Origin of the sequence: Streptomyces sp. SID8352, from assembly GCF_009862265.1 — a bacterium.
Classification (GTDB): Bacteria; Actinomycetota; Actinomycetes; order Streptomycetales; family Streptomycetaceae; genus Streptomyces.
In genome coordinates this window covers 61,583-79,823 of the sequence record NZ_WWGX01000011.1, presented here as the reverse complement: position 1 = coordinate 79,823, position 18,241 = coordinate 61,583, and the positions used below count along the sequence as shown (strand labels likewise).

At 74.0% G+C, this 18,241-nt stretch carries 14 protein-coding genes; 10 read left to right on the top strand and 4 right to left on the bottom strand.

Annotated elements, in window-relative coordinates; all coding sequences use genetic code 11:
* Positions 1-22 precede the first annotated feature (22 nt).
* The 4 genes from GTY84_RS03925 to GTY84_RS03910 all read left to right on the top strand — a co-directional run bounded on the left by GTY84_RS03925 (position 23) and on the right by GTY84_RS03910 (position 3,125).
* The gene (locus GTY84_RS03925) at positions 23-268 is read left to right on the top strand and encodes a hypothetical protein (RefSeq protein ID WP_161224673.1); all 246 of its coding nucleotides are present in this window, start codon (positions 23-25) and stop codon (positions 266-268) included.
* A gap of 88 nt (positions 269-356) precedes the next feature.
* Entirely contained in the window at positions 357-1,355 is a 999-nt protein-coding gene (gene holA / locus GTY84_RS03920; protein ID WP_202549122.1) for a DNA polymerase III subunit delta, read from the top strand.
* 403 nt (positions 1,356-1,758) lie between these two features.
* Positions 1,759-2,304, top strand: a complete 546-nt coding sequence (locus tag GTY84_RS03915) for an AAA family ATPase (RefSeq protein WP_161224671.1) — start codon at positions 1,759-1,761, stop codon at positions 2,302-2,304.
* A gap of 311 nt (positions 2,305-2,615) precedes the next feature.
* Entirely contained in the window at positions 2,616-3,125 is a 510-nt protein-coding gene (locus GTY84_RS03910; protein WP_161224670.1) for an N-acetyltransferase, read from the top strand.
* A gap of 32 nt (positions 3,126-3,157) precedes the next feature.
* On the opposite strand, the gene GTY84_RS03905 is transcribed toward GTY84_RS03910, so the two are convergent.
* Both GTY84_RS03905 and rpsT read right to left on the bottom strand, forming a co-directional pair.
* The gene (locus GTY84_RS03905) at positions 3,158-4,216 is read right to left on the bottom strand and encodes a hemopexin repeat-containing protein (RefSeq protein WP_161224669.1); all 1,059 of its coding nucleotides are present in this window, start codon (positions 4,214-4,216) and stop codon (positions 3,158-3,160) included.
* An 817-nt stretch (positions 4,217-5,033) separates the two neighbouring features.
* Positions 5,034-5,300, bottom strand: coding sequence for a 30S ribosomal protein S20 (gene rpsT, locus GTY84_RS03900; RefSeq protein ID WP_161224668.1), 267 nt, complete (start codon positions 5,298-5,300; stop codon positions 5,034-5,036).
* A gap of 310 nt (positions 5,301-5,610) precedes the next feature.
* Here rpsT and lepA point away from each other — a divergent pair, with 310 nt between their 5' ends.
* The 4 genes from lepA to hemW all read left to right on the top strand — a co-directional run bounded on the left by lepA (position 5,611) and on the right by hemW (position 13,580).
* The gene (gene lepA, locus GTY84_RS03895) at positions 5,611-7,479 is read left to right on the top strand and encodes a translation elongation factor 4 (RefSeq protein WP_161224667.1); all 1,869 of its coding nucleotides are present in this window, start codon (positions 5,611-5,613) and stop codon (positions 7,477-7,479) included.
* Between the two features lie 342 nt (positions 7,480-7,821).
* The gene (locus GTY84_RS03890; protein WP_161224666.1) at positions 7,822-9,699 is read left to right on the top strand and encodes an AMP-dependent synthetase/ligase; all 1,878 of its coding nucleotides are present in this window, start codon (positions 7,822-7,824) and stop codon (positions 9,697-9,699) included.
* Between the two features lie 367 nt (positions 9,700-10,066).
* Entirely contained in the window at positions 10,067-12,007 is a 1,941-nt protein-coding gene (locus GTY84_RS03885) for an ATP-binding SpoIIE family protein phosphatase (RefSeq protein WP_161224665.1), read from the top strand.
* A 340-nt stretch (positions 12,008-12,347) separates the two neighbouring features.
* Entirely contained in the window at positions 12,348-13,580 is a 1,233-nt protein-coding gene (gene hemW / locus GTY84_RS03880; RefSeq protein WP_161224664.1) for a radical SAM family heme chaperone HemW, read from the top strand.
* Between the two features lie 668 nt (positions 13,581-14,248).
* Here the strand turns inward: hemW and GTY84_RS03875 are convergent.
* Both GTY84_RS03875 and GTY84_RS03870 read right to left on the bottom strand, forming a co-directional pair.
* Entirely contained in the window at positions 14,249-15,049 is an 801-nt protein-coding gene (locus GTY84_RS03875; RefSeq protein ID WP_161224663.1) for a DUF3097 domain-containing protein, read from the bottom strand.
* 34 nt (positions 15,050-15,083) lie between these two features.
* The gene (locus GTY84_RS03870) at positions 15,084-15,818 is read right to left on the bottom strand and encodes an MBL fold metallo-hydrolase (protein ID WP_161224662.1); all 735 of its coding nucleotides are present in this window, start codon (positions 15,816-15,818) and stop codon (positions 15,084-15,086) included.
* Between the two features lie 146 nt (positions 15,819-15,964).
* Between GTY84_RS03870 and hrcA the strand changes: the two genes are divergently transcribed.
* Together hrcA and dnaJ are read left to right on the top strand one after the other, a co-directional pair.
* A complete protein-coding gene (gene hrcA / locus GTY84_RS03865; RefSeq protein ID WP_161224699.1) occupies positions 15,965-16,981 on the top strand; it encodes a heat-inducible transcriptional repressor HrcA in 1,017 nt (338 codons plus the stop codon).
* Positions 16,982-18,118, top strand: a complete 1,137-nt coding sequence (gene dnaJ, locus GTY84_RS03860) for a molecular chaperone DnaJ (protein WP_161224661.1) — start codon at positions 16,982-16,984, stop codon at positions 18,116-18,118.
* Positions 18,119-18,241 lie beyond the last annotated feature (123 nt).

Genomic DNA, 18,241 nt, shown 5'->3' with positions numbered 1-18,241 from the left:
GCGGTGCCCGACAATGGCTCCCGTGAACGATGTGCGACATGTGCTGGTGCTGCCCGACCGCGACGCCGCGGAGGAGGCGGCGGAGGCGCTCGGGGAGCGGTTCGGGGTCGACGAGGAGCCGCGGCTCCTCCGGGACGCCCTGGCCGGAGAGGACGACGCCGAGGACGCCCAGTGGCTCGTCGTCCTGCGGGACGCGGCCGGGCGGCTGGACGCCGCCGCGCTGGACGCGTTCGCGGGCGAGTGGGACGGCTGGCGCGAGGAGCCGTGACGCCCGCCGCCGGACGGGAGGCGCCGGCCGGGGGCGTGGGGTGCCGGTGCGGGACGCGTTGTCAGTGGCGCGTGGGATGCTTGGCGCGATGGCCAGGAAGACTGCGAACGACGACCTCCTCGCCCCGGTGACGCTCGCCGTGGGCCAGGAGGACCTCCTGCTCGACCGCGCCGTGCAGGAGGTGGTGGCCGCGGCGAGGGCCGCCGACGCCGACACGGACGTGCGCGATCTCACCCCCGACCAGTTGCAGCCCGGCACCCTCGCCGAGTTGACCAGCCCCTCGCTCTTCTCCGAGCGCAAGGTCGTCGTCGTGCGCGACGCGCAGGACCTCTCGGCCGACACGGTCAAGGACGTGAAGGCGTACGTCTCCTCGCCCGCCGAGGAGATCACCCTCGTCCTGCTGCATGCGGGCGGCGCCAAGGGCAAGGGCCTGCTGGACGCCGCGCGCAAGGCGGGCGCGCGCGAGGTGGCCTGCCCGAGGATGACGAAGCCCGCGGACCGGCTGGGCTTCGTCCGGGCCGAGTTCCGCGCGGCGGGGCGGTCGGCCACGCCCGAGGCGTGCCAGACGCTGGTGGACGCGATCGGCAGCGATCTGCGGGAGCTGGCGTCGGCGGTGTCACAGCTCGTGGCGGACGTGGAGGGCACCATCGACGAGGCGGTCGTCGGCCGCTACTACACCGGGCGTGCCGAGGCCTCCAGCTTCACCGTCGCGGACCGCGCGGTCGAGGGCCGGACGGCGGAGGCGCTGGAGGCGCTGCGCTGGTCGCTGGCGACGGGGGTGGCGCCGGTGCTGATCACCAGCGCCCTGGCGCAGGGCGTGCGGGCCATCGGCAAGCTGTCCTCCGCGCGCGGCGGCCGTCCCGCCGACCTCGCCCGTGAGCTGGGCATGCCGCCCTGGAAGATCGACCGGGTCCGGCAGCAGATGCGCGGCTGGACCCCCGACGGAGTGTCCGTGGCCCTGCGCGCGGTCGCCGAGGCCGACGCTGGCGTCAAGGGCGGCGGGGACGACCCCGAGTACGCCCTGGAGAGAGCCGTCGTCACCATCGCCCGAGCGGCCCGCTCCCGGGGCCGCGGCCAGGCTGTCTGAACCGACGTCTACCGTTCGGAGCGGGGGGAGAGAGAGCCGCGACGCTCCCGTACCGTCGTGGCATCGGGAGCCCATGAAGTTGGTCCGCGTCCGGTCCCGTGGACACCGACTGTCGCCCCATCCCACCACCGGGGCGCTCGACATCCCGGTCGGCACCTGCCCCGGCAGCCATGCGCCCACGGCACCGAACTCGGCCGCAACCGGGCGGAACCTTCGGTCGTCCGCCCCGGTCCAGGTGGACGGCGGCCAGCCGCGTTCGGCGATGGTGTCCCGCAGGCGGGCCGTGACCGAGCGGACACGGCTGGACGACAACTCTCTCCGGGGCCCACCGGCTCGATGTCTTCACGAGAGCTCTGCCGGGCAGCGGTGGACCAGTCCCATGACGCACGAAAGGTCTCTGAGCATGCGGCGGTACGTTCTCACCGGCACGCCGGGCGCGGGCAAGACATCGATCCTGCGATGTCTCGCAAGGCAGGGCTTCGAGGTGGTCGAGGAGGCCGCGACCGCGGTCATCGCACGAGCGCAGGCTCGGGGCGAGGCCGAGCCGTGGGCGCGGGCATCCTTCATCGACGAGGTCGTCGAACTGCAGAAGCAACGGCAGCTGGGAACCCCGGCCACGGACTCCGTCCAGGTGTTCGACCGGTCGCCCGTCTGCACCCACGCGCTCGCGCACTACCTGGGGCGGCCGGTGTCCAGTGCGCTGACGGCAGAGATCCAGCGGATCACTGCCGAGGAGGTCTACGAGCGACAGGTGCTGTTCGTCCGCAATCTGGGATTCTGTGAGACCACCAGCGCCCGGCGGATCGGTTTCCAGGAGTCGCTCGTATTCGAGAAGATCTATGAACAGAGCTACCGTTCGTTCGGTTTCGAACTCATCGACATCCCTGCGGGCGACTTGGCCGACCGTGTCGCCGCAGTCGGTTCGGTGATCTCGCGGCCCGACTCATGAGCGACACCGGTCGTCACCCGTTCGTCGCCCCGCCGCCCAGCGCCCGCCCCTGATCCGTGTCCGTCACGACAACCGCAGAAGTCCAACGACCACCGAATGAGCGAGAGTTGGCACGCAGAAGCCCGTCGGCTCCGGGCGGCGCGCAGGGCCGCGCACCGGAGGGTGAGCGCGTCGAGCCGGCACCCCGCGCCGGCCGGGCCCGACGGGGGTGCTCCCCGCCGGTCCGTCCGGAGGCGCCGCGCACCGTCGCGTGCCCGCCCGGCGGGACGTGGCCTGCCCGCTTCGCACCCACGAAACCCTTGAAGGGAACCATGACCACCTGGACCGCTCGCCCCGAAACCGCCGAGGACGTCTCCGCCGTCCGGGACATTCTCCTCGCAGCCTTTCCCACGGCCGCAGAGGCCGGCATCGTCGACGCCCTGCGCGCGGACCCCGGTGCCTGGTTGGACGGCCTGTCGATGATCGCCGCCACCCCCGACGGCGCCCCGGTCGGGTACGCCCTGCTCACTCGCTGCCATGTCGACGGCCGGCCCGCTCTCGCCCTGGCCCCGTGCGCCGTGCTGCCCTCGGCCCGGCGAACCGGCGCCGGTTCCGCCGCCATTCGCGCTGCCCTGGACGCTGCCCGGGCCATGGGGGAGAACCTCGTCCTCGTACTGGGCCATGCCGCCTACTATCCGCGGTTCGGCTTCGCTCCCGCATCCCGCCTCGGCATCCGCGCACCCTTCGACGTACCCGACGAAGCGATGATGGCTCTTGCCCTCGACGACGCCCGCCCCGTCCCGACCGGCACCATCCAGTACCCTCCCGCGTTCGGCGTCTGACCACTTCCCGCAGTACCCGGGCGCGCGCCCGATCACGGCGTGATCACCCTGTTCTCCGGATGATCCATGCCGTCTTCGGGTACTCCCCTCAGGACGGCGACCTCCTGCCGAGCCGTCCGAACACCGGTGGGCCGTACGAGACCGACACGTACGACTCGCTGGTCTCGTCGAGGACGGTGACGACGAGAAGACCCGAGCGCGGCGTGGCGGACATGCCTGACTCCGCGGCCACCGAGGTGGGCGAGCGGTTCAGGTGCCGGAGCGGCGCCGCAGGGGCGGACGGGCGCCCCGCGGCCTGCTCCGCCTCGCCCCCCTGCCGCGCCCCGACCGGCGCGAACGTGGGCGCGGATCGCTTCGGGCGGGGGCCTGGCGGCCGGTCCGGCCGGTGCCGTCGGCTCGGCCGGGGGCCGGTGCCCAGGTCGGCTGTGGTCAGCTGAAGAAGTGCCAGTTGCCCTTGATGGGCTGGGGGTAGCCGGTGTCGGCGCGGTCGGCTTCGAGGTCGTAGCGGACGTACTGGTCGTCCTTGAACAGGTAGACCTTGTCGCGGTTGGTGGGGTGGGGGGCGGCGGCGTCGATGCCGCGGTTGAAGGAGTCCGGCAGGCCGGGCCAGTTGCCCTTGATCGCCTTGGGCCGACGACGACCTTGTCCTCGGGGACGTTGTAGCGGACGTACTGGTCGTCCTTGAAGAACCAGACGATCTCGTCGTCGCTCGGGTGGTTGACCGCCGCGTCGAGGCCCTGCTGGAACGCGGCGGGCAGGCCCGTCCATCCCTCCGCGATGGTCTTCGGGTACCCGGGCGCGGCCTCGTCGGCCTCCAGGTTGTAGCGGACGTACTGGTCGTCCTTGAACAGGTAGCCCACGGTCGGCTGGTCGCGGCGGTTGAGTGCGGCGTCGATGCCTCGGGTGAAGGAGTCCGGGAGTCCTGCCCAGTGCCCCGCGATCGGCTTCGCTCCGTTGACGCCCTCGTCGGTCTTCAGGTCGTAGCGCACGTACTGGGTGTCCTTGAGGAACCAGGCGATCTGCCCCTCGTCCCTCGATCGCAGCACGGCGTCGATCCGGCGGTAGAAGCTCTCCTGCAACTCGGTGGCCATGAATGCCTCCTGGATCTGTTCCGGTGGTCGGTCCGGGTCACCCGCTCCACGAGAAGAGGCCCATGGGTCAGGGCGGCCCGCCGCACCGGTCCTGCTCTTCCACAGAGCCACATATGCGCGGCTCACACGAATGAGTGGCCGGATTCAGGCCACCTCCGAACAGGCGTCCTGTCGATGCCCGCGGATCGCCGGAGGCGGCCGGACGCAGCACGGTGCCGGACGCCGGGACGGCGTGGAACCGGCGGGCACGCCACTGGTCGGCCGCGCCCACCGAGGCCGCGGAGGGCTACGGGGTGGTGAGGGCGTCGAGCCGGGCGGCGAGGTCGGGGTGGGTGGCGGCCAGGTGGGGGCGGGCGGCGGCCAGGGGGGGGCGATGAGGGCGGCGGGTCGTCGAGGGCGAGGGCCGCGTGGAGTTCGCCGAGCGGGAGGCGGGTCGTGTCGGGCAGGTCGGTGAGGGCGGTGATCTGGCCGACGAGGCGCCGCAGGTCGGCCGCGTAGACGGCGGACGCCCGCGGCCCGGACCGCGACGGGCACCGGCCCGACGCCCTCCGGCCTCGAGCCGGGGCGACGCGCTGCGCCCCGGCCGACCCGTCGTGATGACACAGCAACGCCCCCGGAGTGGGTCCGGGGGCGTTGTCGCAGCGTGGCGCACTACGAAGTCTGTCCGTGAATCGAGGTAGAGGGCTCGATGCTCCTCACGGGGGTGTGAAAGTCGACCCGACTCGCGAACGCGGCCGCGCGCGGGTCACGGGATGCCGGGTGGGAGCGGATGAGAGAGGGCCCGCTCTGGTTCCTCCCGGCGGTCAAGTCAGGAACTTCAGCCCTTGAGGGCGACGACCTTCTGCGCCAGCGCCGACTTCTTGTTGGCGGCCTGGTTCTTGTGGATGACGCCCTTCGAGACGGCCTTGTCGAGCTGACGCGCGGCGAGGCGCTGGTACTCGGTGGCCTTCTCGGCGTCACCCGCGGCAGCGGCCTCGCGGGCCTTGCGGATCGCGGTCTTCAGAGAGGACTTGACGGCCTTGTTGCGCAGCCGGGCCTTCTCGTTGGTCTTGTTCCGCTTGATCTGGGACTTGATGTTCGCCACGAAATGAGCCTTCTCTTTCGATATGTACCGACGTGTCCCGTACCGATCGAGGGCACGGGACACAGCCACCCACACTACCAGCGGCCCGCCGGACCTCCCAAAAGCACCCGGCCCCCGCCCCGCGGACCGCCCGGCTCCCCGCCCCCGGGCCCCCGGGGACGGCCCCGGGCCCGGCTCCGGCCCGGCCCCGACCCGGCCGGGGGCCCGCCCGGACCCCGCCACGGTCCCCACCCGTGGGACGATGGAGGCTGCGTAACGATCCGACCCGAGACCGCAGACACTGCGGACGCCTCAAGAATCAGGACCCTGCGTGCCCGCGATCCCTAGCCATGTGCCCGAGCCGAGCCGTACCGACCCGGCTCTGATCCGCAACTTCTGCATCATCGCGCACATCGACCACGGCAAGTCCACGCTCGCCGACCGGATGCTCCAGTTGACCGGTGTGGTCGAGCAGCGGCAGATGCGCGCCCAGTACCTCGACCGCATGGACATCGAGCGCGAGCGCGGCATCACGATCAAGTCCCAGGCGGTGCGCCTGCCGTGGGCCCCCACCCACGACAAGGGCAGCACGCACATCCTCAACATGATCGACACCCCCGGGCACGTCGACTTCACCTACGAGGTCTCGCGCTCGCTCGCCGCGTGCGAGGGGACGGTCCTGCTCGTCGACGCCGCCCAGGGCATCGAGGCGCAGACCCTCGCCAACCTGTACCTGGCGATGGAGAACGACCTCACGATCATCCCGGTGCTGAACAAGATCGACCTGCCGGCCGCGCAGCCCGAGAAGTTCGCCGAGGAGCTGGCCAACCTGGTCGGCTGCGAGCCCGGCGACGTGCTCAGGGTGTCCGCGAAGACCGGTCTCGGGGTCGAGGCGCTGCTGGACAAGGTGGTCGCCGAGATCCCCGCCCCGGTCGGCGTCAAGGACGCCCCGGCCCGCGCGATGATCTTCGACTCGGTCTACGACTCGTACCGCGGGGTGGTCACCTACGTCCGGGTCATCGACGGCCAGCTCAACAAGCGCGACCGCATCCGGATGATGTCCACCGGCGCGACCCACGAGCTGCTGGAGATCGGCACCAACTCGCCGGAGATGCTCCCCGCCGACGGCCTCGGCGTCGGCGAGGTGGGCTACCTGATCACCGGTGTGAAGGACGTGCGCCAGTCCAAGGTCGGTGACACCGTCACCACCCAGCACAAGGGCGCCGAGGAGGCCCTCGGGGGGTACAAGGACCCCAAGCCGATGGTGTTCTCCGGCCTCTACCCGCTGGACGGCTCGGACTACCCGGAGCTGCGCGAGGCCCTCGACAAGCTCCAGCTCAACGACGCCGCGCTGGTCTACGAGCCGGAGACCTCCGCCGCCCTCGGCTTCGGCTTCCGCGTCGGCTTCCTCGGCCTGCTGCACCTCGACGTGATCCGCGAGCGCCTGGAGCGCGAGTTCGGCCTCGACCTGATCGCCACCGCGCCCAACGTGGTCTACCGGGTGATCATGGAGGACGGCGTGGAGCACGTCGTCACCAACCCGAGCGAGTTCCCCGAGGGCAAGATCGAGGAGGTCTTCGAGCCGGTCGTCCGGGCGACGATCCTCGCCCCGACCGAGTTCATCGGCGCCATCATGGAGCTGTGCCAGACCCGGCGCGGGACCCTCCTCGGCATGGACTACCTCTCCGAGGACCGGGTGGAGATCCGCTACACCCTCCCCCTCGCGGAGATCGTCTTCGACTTCTTCGACCAGCTCAAGTCCAAGACCCGCGGCTACGCCTCCCTGGACTACGAGCCCACGGGCGAGCAGAGCAGTTCCCTGGTCAAGGTCGACATCCTGCTCCACGGCGACAAGGTGGACGCCTTCTCCGCCATCACCCACAAGGACCAGGCGTACGCGTACGGCGTGCGGCTCGTGGCCAAGCTGCGGGAGCTGATCCCGCGGCAGAACTTCGAGGTGCCGGTCCAGGCCGCCATCGGCTCCCGGGTCATCGCCCGCGAGACCATCCGCGCCATCCGCAAGGACGTCCTCGCCAAGTGCTACGGCGGTGACATCTCCCGCAAGCGGAAGCTGCTGGAGAAGCAGAAGGAGGGCAAGAAGCGGATGAAGATGGTCGGCTCGGTGGAGGTGCCGCAGGAGGCCTTCATCGCGGTGCTGTCGAGTGACGACGGCTCGGCCTCGGCCAAGAACAAGAAGTAGCGCCCGGTCCGCCGCCGCCGTCCGCCGCCCGCCGCGGGCGCGGCGGACGCGGCGGACGCCCAGGGGCCCGCCGCGCCCGGCGCGCGGCGGGCCCCTTCGCACGTCACGGGCGGCTCCCCGGCGGAAGTGTCCGGGCGCGGAGTCTTACGTCCCGGCCGGTCGCCCCTTAGTCTGAATCCACCCCCGTAGTTACTCGCGAGTTAAGCAACGGCCCGGGGCAGGCCGTGCCCTCACCCCGAACCGTGCCGTCCCGGCCGCACCCGCACCGCACCGAACCACCGTCCGAGAGTGAAAACCAGCCACACCTGAGCCAGCCGCACCGTCGCGGGCCCGGAGGATGTCGTGAGCGACACACAAGCACTGATCGAGAACCGCCCGCCCTCCGTGGCGGGACTCTTCCTGGAGCGCGTGGCGGCCACGCCGGACGCCGAGGCGTACCGCTACCCGGTGCCCCCCGTGTCGGGCGAGGGCCCGGACGAGTGGCGGTCGATGACCTGGGCGCAGGCCGCCGAGCGGGTCGACCGGATCGCCGCCGGGCTGATCGAGCTGGGCGTGCGGCCCGAGCAGCGGGTCGCCCTCGCCTCCTCCACCCGGCTGGAGTGGATCCTCACCGACCTCGGCATCATGTGCGCGGGCGCCGCGACGACCACGGTCTATCCGCAGACCAACTCCGACGAGTCCGCCTACATCCTGTCCGACTCCGAGAGCCGGGTCCTGGTCGCCGAGGACGCCGTCCAGCTCGCCAAGGCCCGCGAGCGGCTGGCCGAGCTGCCGGACCTCACCCATGTCGTGGTGATCGACCCGGAGGGCGCCGACACCTCGGACGAGCGGGTGCTCACCCTGGACGAGCTGGAGCGCCGGGGCGCGGCCCGCCTGGAGCGGGAGCCGCAGCTCATCAAGGAGCGGGTGGGCTCCCTCACCGGGGACCAGCTCGCCACCCTGATCTACACCTCCGGCACCACCGGCCGCCCCAAGGGCGTCCGCCTGCCGCACGACAACTGGTCCTACATGGCCAAGGCCATCGCGGCCACCGGCCTGATCAACGGGGACGACGTCCAGTACCTCTGGCTGCCGCTGGCCCACGTCTTCGGCAAGGTGCTGCTCTCGGGCCAGATCGAGGTCGGCCACATCACCGCCGTCGACGGCCGGGTCGACCGGATCATCGAGAACCTGCCGGTGGTGCGGCCCACGTACATGGCGGCCGTGCCGCGCATCTTCGAGAAGGTCTACAACGGCGTCGCGGCCAAGGCGAAGGAGGGCGGCGCCGCCAAGTACCGGATCTTCCAGTGGGCCGTCGGTGTCGCCCGCGAGTACGCCCGGGTCACCCAGGACTCCTTCCGGCGGACCGGCACCGCGAGCGCCCCGCTCGGTCTCACCGCCCGGCACGGCGTCGCCGACCGGCTCGTCTACGCCAAGCTGCGCGCGGCCTTCGGCGGGCGGCTGCGCGCCTGCATCTCCGGCAGCGCGGCCCTCGCCCCCGACATCGGCTACTTCTTCGCCGGCGCCGGCGTGCACATCCTGGAGGGCTACGGCCTCACCGAGTCCTCCGCCGCCTCCTTCGTCAACCCGGGCGAGGCCTACCGCACCGGCACCGTCGGCAAGCCGCTGCCCGGCACCGAGGTGCGCGTCGCGGACGACGGCGAGATCCTCATGCGCGGCCCCGGCATCATGGAGGGCTACCACCGGCACCCCGACAAGACCGCCGAGGTGCTGGAGCCGGACGGCTGGCTGCACACCGGCGACATCGGCGAGCTGTCCGTCGACGGCTATCTGAGCATCACCGACCGCAAGAAGGACCTGATCAAGACCTCCGGCGGCAAGTACATCGCGCCGGCCGAGATCGAGGGCCGGTTCAAGGCGGTCTGCCCCTACGTCTCCAACATCCTCGTGCACGGCGCCGCCCGGAACTACTGCACGGCGCTCATCTCCCTGGACGAGCCCGCGATCATGAAGTGGGCGGCGGAGAACGGCCTGGAGGGCCGGACCTACGCCGAGGTCGTCGGGGACCCGGCGGCGGTCGCGATGGTCGACGGCTACGTCACGGAGCTGAACGAGGGCCTCCAGCGCTGGCAGACCATCAAGAAGTTCCGCCTCCTGTCCCGCGACCTCGACGTGGAGCACGGCGAGGTCACCCCGAGCCTGAAGCTCAAGCGGCCGGTGGTGGAGCGCGAGTACAAGGACCTCATCGACCAGATGTACGAGGGCGCGCGCGAGGCATAGCCGGGCGCGGGGCGGCGCGGGGGCGGCGCGCCCGGCCGCGGCGGACGCGCCGCGCGGGATCCGGCCGACCGCCGCCCGCCCCGCGGCGGACCCGGACGCGCGGCCCCGTGCGGGCCCCGCCCGGCCCGCGCGGCGAGGGCCGGGTCCGCGGCGTCGGGGCCGGTCCCCCGCGTCCCTCCCGGGCGGAGGACGAATATGCCCGTCGCTCAAATATGTCCGGTTTCCGGACGGATTCGACCATCCGGGTAGCATGGTTCTCCCTCAAGGCGGACCACTTCGGTAACTCCTTGCTTCCGTACCGGGTCGGTCTGTCACTCTGTCGGCGACTGCGGACCCACCGCACGCACTTGCCCGGGGGAGACCGCCCATGGGGGCCATTCCGACGCAGAGGGAGACCGTTCCACGCGCCGAGGGGGCGCACCCGCCCGCCGCCGGTGCGCCCGGGGGCGCGACCGGCGCGCCCGCGGCGGAGGACGCGCGGGCCCACGTGATCATGCTCGGCAGCTCCCTCGCCCCGGGCTCCGCCCGCGCGCTGCTGCGGTCCGCCTTCACGGAGTGGACCGCGCGCGGCCTGCCCGGCGCCGCGCTCCTCACCGAGCGGCTGGCCTCCGACGCCCTGCTCACCGTCAGCGAACTGGTCACCAACGCCGTGGTGCACGCCGGTACGGACATCGAGGTGGCCTGTCTGCTGGAGGAGTCCGGCACGCTCGTCGTCGAGGTCATGGACCGCCACCCCGACTGCGCCTCGCACGGCGGCGAGGGACCGGGCGGCGCGCCGGGCGGGCTCCCCGAGGAGTACGGCCGCGGCCTGGGCCTGGTCGCCCGGCTCGCGGACTCCTGGGGCGTCACCCACCGTGCCGGCGCCAAGACGGTGTGGGCCCGGCTGCCCGCCGACGGGGAGGGAGCGGCCGACGCCCCCGGACACGACCTCCGGCGGTGGCCCGGCCCGGGGCGCCCCCCGTGGCCCGACGCCGGCCCCGGCTCCGACTGGCGCGGGATCCGGGACCGGGAGTGGCTCGGCCGGGGCGCCCTCTCCTTCCTCGCGGAGGCGTCCGACCTGCTGGCCGGGCAGCTCGACGAGGACCTGGTCGCCTCCCTCGCCGGGCAGCTCATCGTGCCCCGGCTCGCCGACTGGTGCGCGGTGTGGCTGGAGGACGAGGCGCGCGGGGCCTGGGCCGACGGCACCGGCGGCACCGCCGGACTGCGCCCGCCCCGCGTCTGGCACGGCAACGAGGACCACGTCGACGAACTGCGCCGCGCCCTGGAGAAGGACCCGCCCCGCCCAGGCGGCCCCTGGCACGCGGGCCCCGTCGTCCACCCCTGGCCCGGCGGCTCGCTCGGCGCCCACGGCGCCGCGCTCGCCTACCGGCTGGCCGCCGGGGGCAGGCCGCTGGGGACCCTGGTCATCGGGCGGGCCGGCACCTCCTGCTTCCCCGAGGAGATCGGCGGCCTCGTCGAGGACCTCGGCCGCCGGGTGGCGCTCGCCATCGGCGCCGCCCGCCAGTACGCCCGGCAGGCCACCATCAGCGCCGTCCTCCAGCGCGGTCTGCTGCCCGGCGCGGTGGCCGAGATCCCCGGGGTGCGCAGCGCCCTCGTCCACGAGCCCTGCGACAAGGGCGGCCCCAGCGGCGACTTCTACGACCTCTTCCCGGCCGGTGAGGGCCGCTGGTGCTTCGCCGTCGGCGACGTCCAGGGCAAGGGCCCCGAGGCCGCCGTCGTCATCGGCCTGGCCCGGCCCTGGCTGCGGCTGCTCGCCCGCGAGGGGTACGAGGTCCCCGACGTGCTCGACCGGCTCAACCAGCTCCTCCTCGACGACGCCACCGAGGCCGCCGACGCCGCGGCGCGCGCCCTGGTGGCCGCCGGAGGCCGTCCGGTTGCCCCGGGCGACGGTCCGCAGACCCGCTTCCTGTCCCTCCTCTACGGCGAGCTGGTCCCCGTCGACGGAGGCGTCCGCTGCACCCTGGCCTCCGCCGGGCATCCGCTGCCGCTGCTGCTCGCGCCCGACGGCACCGTGCGCGCGGTCGCGGAACCGCAGACCCTCCTCGGCGTCGTCGAGGACGCGACGTACACCAGCGAGACGTTCGAGCTGTGCTCCGGGGACGTCCTGCTGTGCGTCACCGACGGCGTCACCGAGCGGCGCGACGGCTCCCGCCAGTTCGACGACGGCGACGGGCTCGCGGCGGCGCTCGCCGGGTGCGCGGGGCTGGACGCGGGGCTCGTCGCGGAGCGGATCAGGCGGCTGGTGCACGAGTTCGGCGCCGAGCCGCCGGGGGACGACCTGGCACTGCTGGTGCTCCAGGCCGAGTGAGGGCGCGGACGCCCCGCCCTTCACGGCCCGGGGACCGGACCGGCCGCGCCCGCGCCGCCGCGCCCCCGTCCCGCTGCGGCCGACCCCGGTCGTGCCCCGCCCCCGCGTGCCGTGGCCCCGGCCGCGCGGTCCGTGCCCGCGCTCCCGCGCTCGCCGTGCCCCGTGCTCGCCGCGCTCGCCGCCTTCCCGGACGGTCGCCGCGCCCGCCGCGCCCGCCCGTCCCGGCCTGTCGCGGCCCGGCCTGTCCCATCCCGTCCCGGCCTGTCCCGGCTCGGCCCGTCCCGGCCCGTCCGGGAGGACGGGGGAACCGCACCCGCGGGCGTACGGGACAATGGAACGCATGCCCTCCGCACTTCCCGACGGCGAACCCGTCCCCGCCGACGGCGCGCTGCCCGCCGCCGCGCTCGCCGGGGCGGCGGACCGCCCCCTCGGCTTCTACCTGCACGTCCCGTACTGCGCCACCCGCTGCGGCTACTGCGACTTCAACACCTACACCGCCACGGAACTGCGCGGCACCGGCGGCGTCCTCGCCTCCCGCGACAACTACGCCGCCACCCTGGCCGACGAGGTCCGCCTCGCCCGCGCGGTCCTCGGCGACGACCCCCGGGAGGTCCGCACCGTCTTCGTCGGCGGCGGCACGCCGACCCTGCTGGACGCCGCCGACCTGGTCCGGATGCTGAGCGCGGTGCGCGAGGAGTTCGGGCTCGCGGCGGACGCGGAGATTACGACGGAGGCCAACCCGGACTCGGTCGGCCCCGAGTACCTCGCCGCCCTGCGCGCGGGCGGCTTCAACCGGATCTCCTTCGGCATGCAGAGCGCCAGGCGCCACGTGCTGGAGGTGCTGGACCGCACCCACACGCCCGGCCGGCCCGAGGAGTGCGTCGCGGAGGCCCGCGCGGCGGGCTTCGAGCACGTCAACCTCGACCTGATCTACGGCACCCCCGGCGAGTCCGACGACGACTGGCGGGCCTCCCTGGACGCGGCGCTCGGCGCGGGGCCCGACCATGTCTCCGCCTACGCGCTGATCGTCGAGGAGGGCACCGGGCTCGCCCGGCGCATCCGGCGGGGCGAGGTGCCCATGACCGACGACGACGAGCACGCCGACCGGTACCTGATCGCCGAGGAGACCCTGTCGGCGGCGGGCTTCGCCTGGTACGAGGTGTCGAACTGGGCCTCCTCCGAGGCCGGGCGCTGCCTGCACAACGAGCTGTACTGGCGGGGCGCGGACTGGTGGGGGGCCGGACCGGGCGCCCACTCGCACGTCGGCGGGGTCCGCTGGTGGAACGTGAAGCACCCCGGCGCCTATGCGGCGGCCCTGGCGGCCGGACGCTCCCCGGGGGCCGGGCGGGAGGTGCTCACCGAGGAGGACCGGCGGGTGGAGCGGGTCCTCCTGGAACTGCGGCTGCGCGAGGGCGTGCCGCTGGACCTGCTGCGCGAGGCGGGGCTCGCCGCCTCCCGCCGCGCGCTGTCCGACGGCCTCCTCCAGGAGGAGGCGTACGGGCGGGGACGGGCGGTGCTGACGCTGCGCGGACGACTGCTGGCGGACGCGGTGGTGCGCGACCTGGTCGACTGAGCGGCCCTTCCCGGGCCCGCGACCCCGCCGGGCCCTTCCGGGGCCCGCCGCGCCGCCGCGCGGGCCCGCCGGTGCGCCCCGGGGCCCGCGCGGTGGGGGAGCGGGGTCCCATCGCGGGAGGCGGGGGACGAACGGCGTGGCCCCGCCCCGCCCCCGGAGGGCCGTGCCCTCGGCTTCGTCGCACCCCTCGGCCTGCTGCTCGGTGCGGTGGCCGTGGTCCCGCTCCTCCGCGTGGACCTCTTCGGCCGGGACGGCGACCAGCGGGGCCGACCCCCTCACGGGCACGGCTCCCGCCCCCCTCGCGGGCGGTCCCTCCGCGCCGCCCCTGCCGCGAGCCGCTCCCCGCAGGGTCGCCCCGCGCCGTCCCCGCCGCCTGCCGCACGTCGTACGGGCCCCGCCGCACAGGGCCCCGTCCCCTGAGCCGGTCCGGGCGCGGTGCCGCCCCGCGCGGGCCGCCCGTCACACCCCGCCGGCCCCTCCGGGCGGCCGCCCCGAGGTCCGCCCCCGCGGGCACCGTGCCAAGGGCCGGACCGGCGGCGAGGCCCCACCCGGTGCGGACCGGCGGTGAGCCCTCCGCACCGCGCGTGCGGGACCGCCCGCCGCCACGGCCGGGCCGCGGAGGCCGCACCCGCCCCGTCGCGGGGCACCCGGAGCGCGCCCCGCGCGGATCACGCCGTCACATGGTCGATCAGCCGTTCCACGCTGCCCAGCAGCGCCGGTTCGAGGTCCTTGTACGAGCCCACCCGGCCCAGGATGTGCTGCCACGCGGCGCCGGTGTTGTCGGCGGGCCACCCCAGCGCCCGGCAGACCCCCGTCTTCCAGTCCTCGCCCCTGGGCACCCGTGGCCACGCCGCGATGCCCACGGACGACGGCTTCACCGCCTCCCAGACGTCGATGTAGGGGTGGCCGACCACCAGCACGTCGTCACCGGTCACCGCCTGCGCGATGCGCCACTCCTTGGAGCCCGGCACCAGATGGTCCACCAGCACGCCGAGCCGGGCGTCCGGGCCGGGCGCGAACTCGTCGACGACGGACGGCAGGTCGTCCACGCCGCCCAGGTACTCCACGACCACGCCCTCCACGCGCAGGTCGTCGCCCCACACCTTCTCGACCAGCTCCGCGTCGTGCCGCCCCTCGACGTAGATGCGCCCGGCGCGGGCGACCCGGGCGCGGGCGCCGGGGACGGCGACCGAGCCGGACGCGGTGCGGGTGGGGCGGACCGGACCGCGTCCGGGGCGGGTCAGGGTCACGACGCGGCCCTCCAGCAGGAAGCCGCGCGGCTCCATGGGGAAGACCCGGCGCTTGCCGAAGCGGTCCTCCAGGGTGACCGTGCCCGCCTCGCAGCCCACCACCGCGCCGCAGAACCCGGTGCCGGGCTCCTCGACGACCAGTCCCGGTTCGGCGGGGACCTCGGGCGCGGGACCCGGCTTCTTCCAGGGAGGGGTCATATCGGCGGAGTACTGGCGCATTCGGGTGACGATACGAGGAACGCGCGGCGCCCGATCAGCGCGACACGCCGAACCGGTCGGCCAGCGCGTCCCGTTGGGCCCGTACGAAGGCGGCGTCGACCACCGCTCCGTGACCGGGCACGTACCGGGCGTCCTCCCCGCCCAGCTCCAGCAGCCGGTCCAGTGCCGGCGGCCAGTGCGAGGGCGCCGCGTCCGGCCCGGCCTGGGGCGGGCCGGACTCCTCGACCAGATCGCCGCAGAAGACCACCGCCGGGTCGCCCGGCACCAGCACCGCCAGGTCGTGCCCGGTGTGCCCGGGGCCCACCGCGGTCAGCAGGGCGCGCCGCCCGCCGCCCAGGTCGACTTCCCGCCCGCCGGTCACCTCGTGCCGCGCCGGCGCCAGCGCGTCCACCGCCTCCGCAGCGAGCCGCGGGTCCAGCCCGTTGGCCACCGCGTCCGCCCGCAGCGCCTCCCGGCCCCGTCCGCCCGGCGCGAACAGCGCCCGGGTCCCGGCCGCCCCGAGGACCTCCGCCCCGGCGAACACCGCCGCCCCGAGGACGTGGTCGAAGTGCGGGTGGGTCAGCGCGACATGCGTCACACGGCGGCCGGTCAGCCGCTCGGCCGCCGCCCGCAGCCGGGCGCCCTCGGCCAGGCTCGACCCCGCGTCGACCAGCAGGACCGCGTCCGTGCCGACGACCAGCCCCGCCGTGCAGTCCCACACCGGCAGCCGGCACCGCCCGACCCCGGCCGCCACCCGTTCCCAGCCCGCCTCTTCCCATCCCACGCTCATGGCGACGACGCTAGCGGCGCGGCACCGGCCTTGCCCCGGGCGTACCCCACGGCCGTACACTGGGCCGGGGAAGTCTGGCACTCGCGCCCGATGAGTGCCAGGACGGACCAGGCGACGTGGGGCGACGACTTCAGGAGGTGCGCGCGGTGCTCAGTGAACGCAGGCTGAAGGTCCTGCGCGCCATCGTCCAGGACTATGTCGGCACCGAGGAGCCCGTCGGCTCCAAGGCCCTCACCGAGCGGCACAACCTCGGCGTCTCCCCGGCCACCGTGCGCAACGACATGGCGGCCCTGGAGGAGGAGGGGTTCATCGCCCAGCCGCACACCAGTGCCGGGCGCATCCCCACCGACAAGGGCTACCGGCTCTTCGTCGACCGGCTGGCGGGCGTCAAGCCGATGACCGCCCCGGAGCGGCGCGCCATCCAGAACTTCCTGGAGGGCGCCGTCGACCTCGACGACGTGGTGGCCCGCACGGTGCGGCTGCTCGCGCAGCTCACCCGGCAGGTAGCCGTGGTGCAGTACCCCTCGCTGACCCGCTCGACCGTGCGGCACGTGGAGCTGCTGGCCCTCGCGCCCGCGCGGCTGATGCTCGTGCTGATCACGGACACCGGCCGGGTCGAGCAGCGTGTCGTCGACTGTCCGGCGCCGTTCGGCGAGGTCTTCCTCGCCGACCTGCGGGCGCGGCTCAACAGCCGTGTCGTGGGGCGCCGGTTCACGGATGTGCCGAGCCTGGTCGAGGACCTGGCGGACGCCTTCGAGGCCGAGGACCGCGGTACGGTCTCGACCGTGCTCTCCGTTCTCCTGGAGACGCTGGTCGAGGAGAACGAGGAGCGGCTGATGATCGGCGGCACCGCCAATCTCACCCGCTTCGGGCACGACTTCCCCCTTGTGATCAGGCCCGTCCTGGAGGCGCTGGAGGAGCAGGTCGTGCTCCTCAAGCTGCTCGGTGAGTCGAAGGACGCGGGCGTGACCGTACGGATCGGTCACGAGAACGCCCACGAGGGACTCAACTCCACGTCCGTCGTGTCGGTCGGTTACGGTTCGGGCGGCGAGGCGGTTGCCAAGCTCGGCGTGGTCGGACCGACCCGCATGGACTACCCGGGAACGATGGGAGCGGTACGCGCAGTGGCACGGTACGTCGGACAGATCCTGGCGGAGTCGTAGGTGGCCACGGACTACTACGCCGTACTCGGCGTGCGCCGCGACGCGTCCCAGGACGAGATCAAGAAGGCGTTCCGGAGGCTCGCGCGCGAGCTGCACCCGGACGTCAACCCCGATCCGAAGACGCAGGAGCGGTTCAAGGAGATCAACGCCGCCTACGAGGTCCTCTCCGACCCGCAGAAGAAGCAGGTCTACGACCTCGGCGGCGATCCGCTGTCCCAGTCGGGCGGCGCGGGGGCCGGCGGCTTCGGCGCGGGCGGCTTCGGGAACTTCTCGGACATCATGGACGCCTTCTTCGGCACGGCGTCGCAGCGCGGACCGCGCTCGCGCACCCGCCGGGGCCAGGACGCCATGATCCGCATCGAGGTGGAGCTGGACGAGGCCGCGTTCGGCACCACCAAGGACATCCAGGTCGACACCGCGGTCGTCTGCAACACCTGCAACGGCGAGGGCGCGGCGCCCGGCACCTCGGCGCAGACCTGCGACATGTGCCGCGGACGCGGTGAGGTCTCGCAGGTCACCCGGTCCTTCCTGGGCCAGGTCATGACCTCCCGGCCCTGCCCCCAGTGCCAGGGCTTCGGCACCGTGGTCCCCACCCCCTGCCCCGAGTGCGCGGGCGACGGGCGCATCCGCTCCCGGCGGACGCTCACGGTGAAGATCCCGGCGGGCGTCGACAACGGCACGCGCATCCAGCTCGCGGGCGAGGGCGAGGTCGGCCCCGGCGGCGGTCCGGCCGGCGACCTCTACGTCGAGATCCAGGAGCTGCCGCACCCGACCTTCCAGCGCCGGGGCGACGACCTGCACTGCACGGTCACCATCCCCATGACGGCGGCGGCCCTCGGCACCAAGGTGCCGCTGGAGACGCTGGACGGCATGGAGGAGATCGACATCCGCCCGGGCACCCAGTCCGGCCAGTCGATCCCGCTGCACGGCCGGGGCGTCACGCATCTGCGCGGCGGCGGCCGGGGCGACCTGATCGTGCACGTCGAGGTCACCACCCCGACCAAGCTCGACCCCGACCAGGAGCGCGTGCTGCGCGAACTGGCCGAGCTGCGCGGCGAGGAGCGCCCCCAGGGCCAGTTCCAGCCCGGCCAGCAGGGCCTGTTCTCCCGGCTGAAGGACGCCTTCAACGGCCGCTGACACCCGCGCGGGGCCGGGCGTGCCTCCGGGCGGTCCGGCCCCGCGCCGTCCGGTCCGGGGCCCGTCCGGCGGGGCCCGCCCGGCGTGTTCGGGATTGTCCGGCTTGCCCGGGGCCCGGCCCGC